Source organism: Arthrobacter sp. Helios (assembly GCF_023167125.1).
GTDB lineage: Bacteria > Actinomycetota > Actinomycetes > Actinomycetales > Micrococcaceae > Arthrobacter_B > Arthrobacter_B luteolus.
This window is the reverse complement of record NZ_CP095402.1, coordinates 980020-992854: the sequence shown is the minus strand read 5'-3', so window position 1 is coordinate 992854 and position 12835 is coordinate 980020. Positions and strand designations below refer to the sequence as shown.

Genomic DNA, 12835 nt, shown 5'->3' with positions numbered 1-12835 from the left:
CAGGGGGCACTGTGGAGGGAAAAGGCGTCACCGGGACCGGGTTAAACGAAAAAAACCCGCCAAGGCGGGTCTTTTCAGGTTCCAGCGGAACGCTGGGGAGGAAAGTGGTTGAAGGCGGACCTACGGCTGGTCCCGCTTGCGTTCATCCCATTTGTTTTCAAGGTTGGACATAAAGCCCCGCGGAGCGGCTTCACGTTCCTTCTTACCTGCGGGTACGTGCGGTTGGCTCTGCTTGCCCTTGGTGGTCGCGTAGTACATACCGGCTCCCATGACCATAAAGCCAAGGATTCCGACGACGATATTGAACGGGCTCTCGAGGGAAATTCCCAGGATCAGGACGGCTATGCCTGCCACTGCCACGAGTGCGCCCAGGACGATGCGCCGGGTCGACATTCCACGGCCGCCCGACGTCGCCATGGAATTGGCGAACTTGGGGTCTTCGGCGTGCAATTGCTGCTCCAGCTGATCAAGCAAGCGCTGCTCGTGTTCTGAGAGTGCCATCACTGCCTCCTTGCGGTCCAAATATGCCCTGTAAACCAAGCAACGAACCCGACGTGGCGGTTGTTCCCGCTGAGGTCTCGACGCTGATCTGCACTACTTCAAGGATAGGTTGCATTTGGGTCAGGGGAAACCCACGGCTAAGCCTGCTTATCGCCGGCACCCCTGGTTCCCGGTTTTTCCGGCTTCAGGAGCCGGGCAGGCATGATTCCACTGTCTCCGAACCTGCGGTTGATCCGGTCCAGGGCGTCTTCCGCGGAGCGCCAGTTGTCGTCGCGCCCGTCCAGGGTCAGCTGCTGGGCCGCACCCTGCGCCGGTTCAAGGTTTTCCGCACGCAGCCCGACGAGCCGGACGCTCATGGGCCTGCGTCCCAGCGCCTTCAGCAGCCCCCGCACGGCTTCGTAGAGCAGTTGCGCACTGTCAACCGGTTCCGTCAGGGTCCTGGTCCGGGTCAGCGTGGTGAAATCCTCGTACCGCAGCTTGAGTGCCACCGATCTGCACTGCAGTCCGGCTGCACGCATCCGGGCTGCTGTGCGGTGGGCCAGGCGCAGCAGTTCCGTTTCCAGAATTTCATCCCTGTCCACGTCCCGGGCGAACGTCTCCTCGGCACCAATGCTCTTTTCCACCCGAACAGGTGTAACAACCCGCGGATCCCGGCCCCAGGAGAGCTCATACACGTGCAGGCCGGCCGCACCCAGGAGCCGCTGCAGGACCGCGGGCGGCGTGTTCGCGACGTCGGCGACGGTGGAAATCCCCACGCGTGCCAGGGCCTCACGGGTTTTGGCCCCCACCCCCCAAAGAGCCGAGACGTCAAGCGAATGCAGGAAACGGATCGTGTCTGCCTTAGGAACCAGCAGCAGTCCGTCGGGTTTGGAGCGGGTGGAGGCGATCTTGGCCACGAACTTCGTGGCGGCGATCCCCACACTGGCGGTGATGCCCAGCTCGTCGGACACGCGGGCCCGGATCAGCTCGCCAATCCCGCGCGGCGGTCCAAGCCGGCGCATGGACCCGGCAATGTCCAGGAAGGCTTCGTCGACGCTGAGGGGTTCCACCAGCGGTGTGATGGAGTCAAAGATTCCCATCAGCTGGGCCGAGACCCGGCGGTAGACCTCCTGGTGGGGTTCCAGGACTGTGGCCTGCGGACACAGGCGGCGCGCGTTGGCCATGGGCATGGCCGAACGGACGCCGAATTTCCGGGCTTCGTAGGAGGCGGACAGCACCACCGACCGACCGCCCAGGCCGCCGACAATGACGGGGGCACCCACTAGGTCCGGACGGCGCAGCAGTTCCACGGAAACATAGAAAGCATCCATGTCCACGTGCATGATGGCGCAGTTGCGGTTTTCCCCCACGGCGTTCGGCTCTGTTCCCACCATTTCATCCTAAAGCGCAGCGGTGACAGCAGTAGCCGGACGCCGCCCTCCTTTCCCCGCCGTGCCGCCGGGAGGTTCCGGGCCGTCGCCTAGACTGGATCCCAGGCCCTGTCCCTTCGTCGATGCGGAGTCCGAATGAAGAAGAAACTACTTGTCCTTGCCGGCAGTGCGGCCATGATCGCCGGCTTAGCCGGATGCGGTTCGGGCGACAGCCCGTCTTCGGGTGCGTCCTCCTCCCCGACCGCACCGAAGTCTGCCGCGGCGTCACCGGAGCCCTCGGCACCGCAGTCCGCGTCGCCGTCGCCGTCTGAATCCCCGGCCATCGCCGAAGGGTTTCCGCAGACCCTGATCCCACTGTTTGCCGGCTCCACCCCGACTGCCACGAGTTTTGCTGAAGACGGCAAGCTGCTGACCGCCTCCCTGACCGCCTCCTCTGCCGCGGCTCCGGAGGAAATCGCAGCCTTCTACACGCAGCATTTCGAGGCCCAGGGCTTCGCCGCGCTGGAAGGCGATGCGGTGGACTCCACCAGCACCAAGGACTTCGCCCGGACCACCGGCACGGAGACCGAAACCGCCAACGTTTCGATGGTGAGCCGCGAGGGGCAGACCATTTATACAGTGGGAGCCAACGTGCTTCCTGAATCCGCGGAGTAGGACACAGCCATGAGCCAGGCCCAGGCACCCACAACGGGAGCAGACCAGGCCTCCCGTGAACAGGACGCCTACCGGAAGCAGCTTGCCGCCGATCTGGAAGATTTCTTCGGCCGGCAGCGGGAGGTTCTCGAAGACGTCTCGGAGGAATCCGTGCCGCTGCTGGACGCTGTCCACTCGCTGGCAAAGGGTGGAAAGCGGATGCGTGCGCTGCTGAATTACTGGGGCTGGCGCGGTGCGGGCGGAGAAACGCTGGGGGCACCCGCTGTGCGAGCCGGAGTCGCACTGGAACTCTTCCAGAGTGCGGCCCTGATCCACGACGACATCATTGACCGCTCCGACACCCGCCGTGGGGCGCCAAGCGTCCACCGGCACTTTGCCAACCGGCATGCGGAAGCGGCCTGGTTCCTGGACGGATCCCATTTTGGTTCCTCCGCAGCCATCCTGGCCGGAGATCTCTGCCTGGCCCTCAGCGAAGAGGCCTTTACGTCAGTGGGAGACCGGGCGGGGTACGCGACCCGGGCCCGCGCCGTGTTCAACAGGATGCGCACCGAGGTCATGGCCGGGCAGTACCTGGACATCTTGGAAGAGGTTGTCGGCCCCGGACATGAGCCGGAGCGGGCCGTCGTGCGGGCGCGCAACATCCTGCGCTATAAGTCAGCCAAGTACAGCATCGAGCATCCACTGGCTATTGGCGGTGCCCTGGCAGGAGCCAGCGAGGAACTGCTGGCCTCCTACTCCGCATTTTCCCTGCCGCTGGGAGAAGCCTTCCAGCTTCGTGACGATGTGCTGGGGGTTTTTGGCGATCCCGCGGTTACCGGGAAGCCTGCCGGAGATGACCTGCGCGAAGGCAAGCGCACCGTGCTGATCGCCTATGCCCTCGGCAGTTCCGATACGGCGCGGCGCGAAATCACCGCCGGGCTCGGCCGCCCGGATCTCAGCGACGACGCCGTGGCGTCGCTTCGCCGGATCATCGAGGACAGCGGAGCCCTGGCTACGACCGAGTCGCTGATCGCAGAGCATACAGAGCAGGCGTTCAGCACCCTTGCCACTATGGCAGTGGACGAACAGACCCGCTCAGCTCTGGAATCCTTGGCGCATGCAGCCGTAACCAGGACCTCCTAACCGAAGCCTGCTACCAGGCCAGGGCCTGGGCGCGGCGGCGGATTTCCGTCTTGCGTCCTTCCAGCAGCGCGTCCACGGGACGGCCGGGCAGGGTTTCGTCCGCTGTGAAAAGCCAGCGGATCATTTCCTCGTCAGTAAAGCCCGCATCGGTAAGCACCGAAATGGTTCCTTTAAGGCTGTCCAGGATGGCGCCGTCGTTAATAAAGGCGGCTGGAACGCTGCGGATTTTCCGTTCGCCCAGGCGGAGCGCCAGGAGCGCACGCTCCTCCAGCAGGCTGTGCACCTTGCTGATGGAGATATCTAGTTGTTCAGCCACGTCGGGCAGGGTTAGCCAGTCGGAAACCAGTTCCTCAAGTTCATTCACCCTCCCAAGATTGCCACGCCTGTGGCGGAGCGGGCCAGTCGACACCGTTTTGCCGCTGCCCGGTCCTGGATTTATTGCTACTCGGGTATTGCGGAAGCCCCATTCTCGTGTAAATTCACATAAGTCACAGTATTCACACGAGCATCACCCGTATCACTACTTGTTTTTTGTCACACGGACTGCGGTAAAGGCCGCACCGCCAACAGATGAGGAAACAACCCCTTATGACCGTGCAGCCCAAACCCCGGCCGCGTTCAGCGACCGCGGGAATGCCCCGCAAACTGAGCGTCGCCGTCACTACGGCAGCGATTCCCGCCGTCATGATGTCCTCCCTGGCTTTGGCGGAAACCGCAGAAGCAGTCCAGCCGCAGACACCGGCGAAGGCCCTCTTCCCGCAGCTTCCCCTGCAGGCGCAGAAGAACATTGCCGCCGGCGCAACCATCCCGGCTGCCCAGCTGGCCACGCAGATGCCCGCCACGGTCGCTGCTGAGTCCGCCGTCCCCGCGACGCACCGCATCGTTCCGGGCGATACCGTCAGCTCCATCGCTGCCCGGTACGGCCTCGACATGAACGAGGTTCTCCGTGCCAACAACCTGCAGCCGGCCTCGGTAATCTACGCCGGCAAGGAACTGAAGCTGACCGGAACGGCCAAGGCCCCCGAGGCTGCTGCCCCCGCAGCGGCTTACACCGTGGTCCCGGGAGACACGCTGAGCGCGATCGCAGCCAAGCACGATGTCTCCCTGCAGTCGCTCCTGGAGGCCAACGGCCTGAACATGACCTCGATCATTCAGCCGGGCCAGGAAATCTCCCTGGGCTCCGGCGCCGCCGAAATCTCCACCGCATCCAGGGCACCGGCCGCAGCGCCCGCAGCTCCGGCATCTGCTGGGACCTACACGGTTGCCGCAGGTGACACGCTCGGAGGCATCGCTGCCAAGCACGGTGTCGAACTGCAGTCCGTCCTGGAGGCCAACGGCCTGAACATGAACTCGGTCATCCGCCCCGGCCAGGAGCTGGCCCTCGGCGGATCTTCCTCCGTCACCACCCTGGCCACCCCGTCAGCGCCTGCCGCCCCCGCGGCTGAGGCTCCCACTGACCTGGTGCCCAGCACGTTCCTGCATTACACCTACCCGCAGCACGTCGTGGCTGGTGCGAACCTCAACAAGCAGGCACTGAACTCCGTTGAGGTTCCCTCCCGTGCCCAGATGCAGCAGCTGGTAGCGGAAACCGCCCTGTCCATGGGCGTGGATCCGGCCCTGGCCCAGGCTTTCGCTTTCCAGGAATCCGGCTTCGACCAGCGGGCGGTCTCCCCCGCCAACGCCATCGGCACCATGCAGGTCATTCCTTCTTCCGGAGAGTGGGCATCTGGCCTGGTCGGCCGCCAGCTCAACCTTCTGGACCCGCAGGACAACGTTACCGCCGGCGTCGCGATCATCCGTTCCCTGATCCGCACCAGCTCCAGCCTCGAAATCGCGATTGCCTCGTATTACCAGGGCCAGTACTCGGTAACGACCCAGGGCATGTATGCGGATACGGAGGCCTACGTGGCTTCCGTCCTCGCACACCGGGCAACGTTTTAGGCCTTAGCAGGAACCACGCTGAGCGTAGGACAAACAAAGGGCAGGAGGCGGGATCGGGTGTCGATCCTCCTCCTGCCCGTCTGCGCTTATAGGATCAAAGGGTGCATGAGCCCGTGAATGACCCACTTCTGGAGACCCTGGTAGATAACCGCTATCTGGTGCGCTCCCGTATTGCCCGCGGCGGAATGTCCACGGTCTATCTCGCCACAGACACCCGGCTGGACCGGGACGTGGCGCTGAAGGTGCTCTATCCGCATCTCGCTGCGGACCGCGGCTTCCTCGACCGCTTCGAGCGGGAGGCCAAATCCGCAGCCCGGTTGTCCCACCCCCATGTCGTCGGTGTGCTGGATCAGGGGATCGAGGAATCGCTGGCCTACCTGGTCATGGAGTACGTCCCGGGGCACACCCTGCGGGACGTCCTGAACGAACGCACGCGCCTCACCCCTCGGCTCGCCCTGGCGATGATGGATGCAGTGGTCGACGGCCTCGCCGCGGCCCATGAAGCTGGCCTGGTGCACCGCGATGTAAAGCCCGAAAACGTGTTGCTGGCCAGCAGCGGCGCCATCAAGATTGCCGACTTTGGCCTTGCCCGGGCCGTCACCACCAGCACCAACACCGGAACCCTGGTTGGCACTGTCGCCTATCTGGCGCCGGAGCTGGTCACCGGGGACGGTGCGGATGAACGCAGCGACATCTACTCAGCGGGCATCATGCTCTATGAGATGCTTACCGGCTCCCAGCCCTTCACCGGCGAGGTACCCATCCAGGTGGCCTTCGCGCATGTGCACTCCACCGTGCCCGCACCATCTGCAGCCTGCCCCGGCCTCGCCCAGGATCTCGATGAGCTGGTGCAGTGGTGCACCGCCCAGGACCCGGAGGAACGTCCCGTGGACGGCCGGGCACTCCTGGGGGAACTCCGGCATATCCGCACGTCCCTCACCGACGAGCAGCTGGACTTCCACGCTCCCGGTACGCCCGCGCCCGGACATCCAGCCGGAAACCCAACGCAGGCGGCACTTCCAAGTCAGCAGGACGGCGCCACGGCCCGGACGGCCGTGGTCCGCCCGGGAGCCCCCGCCGGTGCCACCGAAGTGATTGGCCGCGCCGAACCCCACGCCACCGAGGTCATCCAGCGCGCTGATAACGCCACGAGTGTCATGCCGGGGCTGCGGGCCCAGGCCGATGAACAGGACTACGACGACGGCGATGAGGACGAGGGCGGCGGCTATCCGGTGGTCTCTGCCCGGGCGGGGCGGCGGCAGGCGCGCAGGGACTTCAAGGCACAGCAGAAGCAGTCCAGCCGGGACGCCCAGCGTCCCGAGGTGTCACTTCGGTCCGGCAGCCCGCGCCGGCGCGGTGTGCTGGTGGGCCTCCTGCTCTTCCTCCTGGTGGCGGCGGCCGCTTTCACCGGCTGGTTCTTCGGAGCCGGTCCGGGTGCACTGGTCTCCATCCCGGAGGTCGCCAACACATCCGCTGCTGCGGCCTCCGCCCGCCTGGGCGATGAGGGGCTGCGGTACACCACGAACGAGGTCTATGACGAGGTGGTTGCTGCCGGTCTGGCCATCGGCACGGATCCCGCCGCCCCGCAGCAGGTCCGGCGGTTCCAGACCGTCACGCTGCTCGTGTCCAGGGGTCCGGAGCTGTTCACCGTTCCCAACGTTATCCAGCGCACCGTGGAATCGGCCGGGGATGAGCTCGCCGAGGCGGGCCTGACTGCCGGGAAGGTCACTGAGGAATTCAACGAAACCGTACCGGCGGGCCAGATCATTGCCCAGGTCCCGGCTGCTGATGCGGAACTGCGGCGGGGCACTCCGGTGGATCTGACAGTATCCAAGGGGCCGGCCCCCGTGGAGGTGCCGTCCGTTGTTGGCAAAACAGAGGACGACGCCGTAGAGGCGCTGGAAAGCGCAGGACTCACAGCCTCCGTCGCGCCCAGCCGGGTCAACAGCACAGATGTCCCGAAGGGCTCCGTTGTGACCCAGACACCGGCATCCGGTCTACTGGAACGCGGCGGAACGGTCACCCTGACCATTTCGGACGGACCGCGGATGATCCAGGTTCCCAGCTACGTCGGCAAGCAGGCCGACACCGCCCGCGAAGAGCTTGAGGCACTGGGCTTCCGGGTCCAGGTGAACGAGATCCTGGGCGGGTTCTTCGGAACCGTCCGCGCCCAGGATCCCTCCAGCGGAACCGCGCCCGAAGGCTCGGTTATCACGCTGACCGTCGTCTAGCCGGAGGGCCGGAGAAACTAGCCTTTCTCGGCCAGTGCCCCTGCTACCAGGAATGCCATTTCCAGGGACTGCATGTGGTTCAGGCGGGGATCGCAGACCGATTCGTAGCCTTCCACGAACGCTTCCTGGTCAACCGGATCGGCGCCGCCGAGGCATTCGGACACGTCGTCTCCGGTCATTTCCACATGCAGGCCGCCGGGGAACGTACCCAGTGCGTTGTGCACTTCGAAGAACCCGCGGACTTCATCCATAACATCGTCGAAGTTGCGGGTTTTGTAGCCGTTCGGCGAGGTCACGGTGTTGCCGTGCATGGGATCGGTGACCCACAGGACCTGGGCCCCGGAAGCAGTTACCTTCTCCACCAGCGTGGGCAGCTTCTCGCGGATGTTCTGGGCACCCATCCGGGTAATGAAGGTCAGGCGTCCGGGTTCGCGGTTCGGATCCAGCTTGTCGATCAGGGCCAGGGCGTCCTCGGGAGTGCTGTTCGGACCAAGCTTTACGCCGATGGGGTTGCGGACGCGGGAAAGGAAGTCGACGTGGGCGGAATCCAGGTCCCGGGTACGCTCCCCGATCCACAGGAAATGTGCCGACGTGTCATAGGGCTGTCCGGTGCGCGAATCAATCCGGGTCAGCGCGCGTTCGTAGTCCAGCAGCAGGGCCTCGTGGCTGGCGAAGAACTCCACCCGCTTCAGTGCTTCGAAATCTGCTCCGCAGACGTCCATAAAGCGCACGGCGCGGTCGATGTCCCGCGCCAGGGATTCGTAGCGGGAGTGGGCGGGGTTGGCCGTGAAGCCCCGGTTCCAGTGATGGACCAGCCGCAGGTCGGCGAAACCGCCCTGGGTGAAGGCCCGGATCAGGTTCAGCGTGGATGCCGAGGTGTGGTAGGCCCGGACCATGCGTGCCGGGTCGTGGCGGCGGGATTCCGGCGTGAATTCGAAGCCGTTGACCATGTCGCCGCGGTAGGCCGGAAGCGTGGTTCCGCCCCGTGTCTCATCGTTGGAGGAGCGCGGCTTGGCGAACTGGCCGGCCATGCGGCCCATCTTGATGACCGGGAGGGAGGCGCCGTAGGTCAGGACCACGGACATCTGCAGGATGGTGCGTACCCGCGCGCTGATCTTGTCTGCCGTGGCGGCTTCGAAGGTCTCTGCGCAGTCGCCGCCCTGGAGCAGGAAGGCTTTGCCCTGGGCAGCCTGGGCGAGGCGGTCGCGGAGGATGTCCACCTCACCGGCAAAGACCAGCGGCGGAACCATGGAAAGCTCTGCCACTGCTGCGGCATACCCCGGATCGTCCTGCCACGTGGGCTGCTGGGAGATCGGCAGGGACCGCCATTCATCCAGGCCCGGATACACGGCCGCGCCGGACGAAGGAGGGAAACTGGGGTCGAGTTCTGCAGGTGTATGGCTCACGGGTTAAATCCTACTGGCAGGCAGGGACGCGGGGCGATCAAATGTGTCCTGTTACGCAGCCTGCCGGGACAACCCCTAGGCGCTGTGCGGCGTCTGTTCTGCTCCGCCGGTTTCCTGCGGGCCGTGCGGACTGATGTCCGTGGGGGCGGGCTGAGCGGCCTCCGGTGCGCCAATCACGGTGACTTCACCGGGTTCCTTGTGGTTCCTGCGCCGGCCGGCCGCGGGGCCCACGCCGGTCTCCGGCTCGTCCGGGGCAGGCAGCCGGACGGCGGCGCTGCGAGATTCGGCGGTTTTGGAGGCCTTGCGTGCCGCGGCCATTCTGTCCTTGACCGTGCTCGCGTACACATCAACGTATTCCTGCCCGGAGAGCCGCATCAGTTCGTACATGATCTCGTCCGTCACGGAGCGCTGCACAAAGCGGTCATTTTCCAGCCCGGCGTAGCGGGAGAAGTCCAGGGGTTCACCGACGATAATGCCGATGCGGCGGATGTTGGGGATCCGGCGTCCGATCGGCTGGACCTTGTCGGTGCCGATCATGGCTACGGGAATCACGGGGACCCCCGTCTGCAGCGCCATCTTGGCAACCCCCGTCTTGCCCCGGTACAGCCGGCCGTCCGGGCTGCGGGTACCTTCGGGATAAATACCGAGCAGGTTCCCGCCTTCGAGGACCTTGACGCCGGCGCGCAGGGCAGCCTCCGATGCGGCCCCTCCGGACCGGTCGATCGGCAGCTGATTGGTCAGCCGGAAGAACATGGCGGTCAGCTTGCCTTTGAGTCCCTTGCCGGTGAAGTACTCCGACTTGGCCAGAAAACTCACCGGGCGCGGAACCGCGAGGGGCAGGAAGATCGAGTCGGAGAAGGAGAGATGGTTGCTGACGAGGATCGCCGGTCCGGTGGCAGGTACGTTGTCCATGCCTTTGACCCACGGCCGGAACAGGAGATTCACCACCGGTCCGATGAAAATCGTCTTCATCACCCAATAGAACACGCGGCCAGCTCTCCCGTCCGGACAAACACTTTTGGGCGCCTGTTTGGCTCCCCTACGTACTACTGTAAGGGCCGCAGGCATGGCATAGGATTTCTGCCGCGGCGCGGGCCCGGAACTTTGTTATCTGCGGGGTGGAAAATCAGCATCCTAATGCAACCATAGAGCTATGACATCCCCTGGGGGCCCGACGCCGTTTTCGAGCGCCGGCGACGGCCCGAATGCTGCCACCGGCGTGCTGCTGAGCCACGGCTTCACCGGCTCAACCGTGAGCATGCTGGGCTGGGCCCGCTATTTGGCCGATGCCGGCTACGCCGTCAGCCTTCCGCTCCTTCCGGGACACGGGACAACCTGGCAGGAGCTGGCGCGCACCCCGTGGGAGCACTGGTACCAGGCCTATGACGATGCCTATGCCAGCCTCGCTGACCGGACCGACCGGGTCGTGGCGGCAGGTTTGTCGATGGGCGGGGCGCTGGCGCTCCGCCTGGCTGCCCTCCGCCCGGTAGCCGGCGTCGCCGTCGTAAATCCCGGACTGACTGTGGCAGATCCCCGCGCGCGGTACGCCCGCCTGCTCAAATACGTGATGCCTTCCGTTCCGGCTATTGGCAACAGCATCAAGCTGCCGGGTCAGGATGAAATCGCGTACGCCCGCACCCCCGTGGGCGCCGTGGCTGAACTCCTGCGGTTGTTTAGGGACACCGCGGCTCACCTGCCCAGCGTCACCGCACCCGTCATCGCTTTCCGTTCCACAGTGGATCCGGTGGTACCGGAATCAAGCATGGATCTGCTGCGGAAGCTGATCGGAAGTACCGAACTCGAGGTTGTCCCTTTGGAAAACAGTTACCACGTGGCCACCATGGACCACGATGCTCCTTTGATCTTTGAACGCTCCCATGAATTTATCCAACGGGTGAGTGCAGGTGCCCCGGCATGACTGACCGCGAACCGGAACGCAACGAATCCACTGACGACGCCACCTGGCAGGATCTGGTGGCCCGGCTGCAGGAGACCCCGGACCTAGACCCCGGGGCGGACACCCCGGAGCGGGGCGCCCATCCCGGACCGGCCGCAGCTGTGCAGCCGGACACCCGCACTCCGCCTGACCCGAGGACACCGGCCGAACGCACGCGCGCCATCTTCGAAAACCAGCCCCTGCGCCGCGAACCGCTGACCGGTCCGAGCACCGGGCCGCGCGACTACAGCCCGCAGGAGGACGAGTCCGACGGCAGCTTCGTCCCGGAGGAACCGCCGCCGCTGGGCAGCGGGGAGCCCCTGGTCATCCTCGCCTGGCTCGGCGCCGCGGGTGGACCGCTGCTGCTCCTGCTCTTCGCCATGTTCTGGCGCAGCGCTCCGCTCACCGTTGTGCTGGGCATCGTGGCCCTGTTTGTCGCGTCCTCCGGCTACCTGCTCTACCGCCTTCCCCAGCACCGGGATGAGGACGACGACGGCGCTGCGGTCTAGCCGCAGCGGGAACCAGTCAGCGCCGGGCGGCCACCCGGGAAAGGTCGGCCGCGCCGATCAGGCCCGCGGACGGGCCGAGGGCGGCCTTCTCGATCCTGGCCTCGGGCCGGAACCCCCGCCCCGTGAGGTTGCGGGAGAAGGACCGCCGGGCCGGTTCCAGGAGGAGGTTGCCGGCGTCGCTGAGGCCGCCGCCGATGACGAACATCCCGGGGTCAAGGGCGGCTGCGAGGTTCGCGAGTCCCAGGCCCAGCCACTCCCCAACTTCGCCGAGGAGCTCGATGGCCGTCCGGTCCCCCTCGAGGGCAAGGCGGGTCACGACGGCGCCGGTAATGTCAGGGATCCGGCCGTCGACGCTGCGCAGCAGTTCCTGAGCCACCGGCGAATTGGCCTCCGCCAGTTCGCGGGCTTCCCTGCCCAGCGCATTACCCGAGGCATACTGCTCCCAGCATCCGCGGTTGCCGCATTCGCAGCGCCGGCCCTGCGGCATGATGATCTGGTGCCCGAACTCGCCGGCCACACCGAAGCGGCCCCGCTCCAGCCGCCCGTCCATGATCATGGCCCCGCCGATCCCGGTGCCCAGGGTGATGCAGACCATCCTGCTCTCCCCCGCCCCGGCGCCAAAGCGCCACTCCGCCCAGGCCGCGCCGTCGGCGTCATTGGCCAGGTACACGCGCCGCTTGAGCAGCTTTTCCAGGTTGGCCTGGAGCGGTTCATTCCGCCAGGCGAGGTGCGGACTGAAGAGCACCGTGCTGCCGGCCAGGTCCATCCACCCGGCGGCACCAATTCCCACGGACCAGACGTGTTTCTCCGCCGAGAGTTCCCGGACCAGTTCCACGATGACCTGCTCAACCTCCCGGGGGTTCTGCCCCGGAGTGGAGCGGCGGACTTCCGCAAGGACCCGCCCGCTGGAATCGACCAGCCCAGCCGCTACCTTCGTGCCGCCGATGTCTATGCCGATGGCCAGGCCCCGCCGGCGCATCGGACTGGAAAGCCGGGCGGTCCGCCGCGGCCGGAAGGGATCCGCGCGCCGGGACCACCGGGCAGCAGGGAAAGGGGGAACAGGAGCTGGATTTACGGGAGGCATCAACAACCAATTCTAGGCGCCCCGGCTGCACCCGGTTCCGGCACCGTCAAGCGTTATGGTTTCGAAAGTTACCAGCGAGTA

The 12835-nt window shown here is 65.7% G+C and carries 12 protein-coding genes; 6 read left to right on the top strand and 6 right to left on the bottom strand.

Annotation, left to right across the window (positions count from 1 at the left end):
* Nucleotides 1–120: 120 nt before the first annotated feature.
* Both ArtHe_RS04365 and dinB read right to left on the bottom strand, forming a co-directional pair.
* Nucleotides 121–501 carry a DUF3040 domain-containing protein gene (locus ArtHe_RS04365; protein WP_066301313.1) on the bottom strand — a complete coding sequence of 127 codons (381 nt, stop codon included), beginning with the start codon at nucleotides 499–501 and terminating at the stop codon, nucleotides 121–123.
* Nucleotides 502–638: 137 nt separating this feature from the next.
* A complete protein-coding gene (dinB, locus tag ArtHe_RS04360; RefSeq protein WP_248318930.1) occupies nucleotides 639–1874 on the bottom strand; it encodes a DNA polymerase IV in 1236 nt (411 codons plus the stop codon).
* Between the two features lie 132 nt (nucleotides 1875–2006).
* On the opposite strand from dinB, the gene ArtHe_RS04355 reads away from it, so the two are divergent.
* Nucleotides 2007–2525: a hypothetical protein gene (locus ArtHe_RS04355; RefSeq protein WP_248318929.1), complete on the top strand. Its 519-nt coding sequence runs from the start codon at nucleotides 2007–2009 to the stop codon at nucleotides 2523–2525.
* Between the two features lie 9 nt (nucleotides 2526–2534).
* Entirely contained in the window at nucleotides 2535–3647 is a 1113-nt protein-coding gene (locus tag ArtHe_RS04350; RefSeq protein ID WP_248318928.1) for a polyprenyl synthetase family protein, read from the top strand.
* Nucleotides 3648–3657: 10 nt separating this feature from the next.
* On the opposite strand, the gene ArtHe_RS04345 is transcribed toward ArtHe_RS04350, so the two are convergent.
* Entirely contained in the window at nucleotides 3658–4011 is a 354-nt protein-coding gene (locus ArtHe_RS04345) for an Rv2175c family DNA-binding protein (RefSeq protein ID WP_066301324.1), read from the bottom strand.
* A gap of 269 nt (nucleotides 4012–4280) precedes the next feature.
* Here ArtHe_RS04345 and ArtHe_RS04340 point away from each other — a divergent pair, with 269 nt between their 5' ends.
* Nucleotides 4281–5588, top strand: a complete 1308-nt coding sequence (locus ArtHe_RS04340; RefSeq protein WP_248318927.1) for a LysM peptidoglycan-binding domain-containing protein — start codon at nucleotides 4281–4283, stop codon at nucleotides 5586–5588.
* Nucleotides 5589–5701: 113 nt separating this feature from the next.
* Nucleotides 5702–7819, top strand: coding sequence for a PASTA domain-containing protein (locus ArtHe_RS04335; RefSeq protein WP_248318926.1), 2118 nt, complete (start codon nucleotides 5702–5704; stop codon nucleotides 7817–7819).
* Between the two features lie 17 nt (nucleotides 7820–7836).
* On the opposite strand, the gene ArtHe_RS04330 is transcribed toward ArtHe_RS04335, so the two are convergent.
* On the bottom strand, nucleotides 7837–9225 hold the full coding sequence (locus ArtHe_RS04330) for a 3-deoxy-7-phosphoheptulonate synthase class II (protein ID WP_248318925.1): 1389 nt from the start codon (nucleotides 9223–9225) through the stop codon (nucleotides 7837–7839).
* A 75-nt stretch (nucleotides 9226–9300) separates the two neighbouring features.
* Nucleotides 9301–10212: a lysophospholipid acyltransferase family protein gene (locus ArtHe_RS04325; RefSeq protein WP_248318924.1), complete on the bottom strand. Its 912-nt coding sequence runs from the start codon at nucleotides 10210–10212 to the stop codon at nucleotides 9301–9303.
* Between the two features lie 166 nt (nucleotides 10213–10378).
* Here ArtHe_RS04325 and ArtHe_RS04320 point away from each other — a divergent pair, with 166 nt between their 5' ends.
* Both ArtHe_RS04320 and ArtHe_RS04315 read left to right on the top strand, forming a co-directional pair.
* Nucleotides 10379–11143: an alpha/beta fold hydrolase gene (locus tag ArtHe_RS04320; protein ID WP_248318923.1), complete on the top strand. Its 765-nt coding sequence runs from the start codon at nucleotides 10379–10381 to the stop codon at nucleotides 11141–11143.
* The gene (locus ArtHe_RS04315) at nucleotides 11140–11670 is read left to right on the top strand and encodes a hypothetical protein (protein ID WP_248318922.1); all 531 of its coding nucleotides are present in this window, start codon (nucleotides 11140–11142) and stop codon (nucleotides 11668–11670) included. The genes ArtHe_RS04320 and ArtHe_RS04315 overlap by 4 nt, the downstream gene beginning before the upstream one ends.
* 16 nt (nucleotides 11671–11686) lie before the next feature.
* Here ArtHe_RS04315 and ArtHe_RS04310 read toward each other — a convergent pair whose 3' ends face one another.
* Nucleotides 11687–12649: an ROK family glucokinase gene (locus ArtHe_RS04310; RefSeq protein ID WP_248319665.1), complete on the bottom strand. Its 963-nt coding sequence runs from the start codon at nucleotides 12647–12649 to the stop codon at nucleotides 11687–11689.
* Nucleotides 12650–12835: the final 186 nt, after the last annotated feature.

Coding starts and splice junctions, on each gene's coding strand:
- ArtHe_RS04365 (WP_066301313.1), bottom strand. CDS start 501: ATGGCACTCTCAGAACACGAGCAGCGCTTGCTTGATCAGCTGGAGCAG.
- dinB (WP_248318930.1), bottom strand. CDS start 1,874: ATGGTGGGAACAGAGCCGAACGCCGTGGGGGAAAACCGCAACTGCGCC.
- ArtHe_RS04355 (WP_248318929.1), top strand. CDS start 2,007: ATGAAGAAGAAACTACTTGTCCTTGCCGGCAGTGCGGCCATGATCGCC.
- ArtHe_RS04350 (WP_248318928.1), top strand. CDS start 2,535: ATGAGCCAGGCCCAGGCACCCACAACGGGAGCAGACCAGGCCTCCCGT.
- ArtHe_RS04340 (WP_248318927.1), top strand. CDS start 4,281: ATGCCCCGCAAACTGAGCGTCGCCGTCACTACGGCAGCGATTCCCGCC.
- ArtHe_RS04320 (WP_248318923.1), top strand. CDS start 10,379: ATGACATCCCCTGGGGGCCCGACGCCGTTTTCGAGCGCCGGCGACGGC.
- ArtHe_RS04315 (WP_248318922.1), top strand. CDS start 11,140: ATGACTGACCGCGAACCGGAACGCAACGAATCCACTGACGACGCCACC.
- ArtHe_RS04310 (WP_248319665.1), bottom strand. CDS start 12,649: ATGCGCCGGCGGGGCCTGGCCATCGGCATAGACATCGGCGGCACGAAG.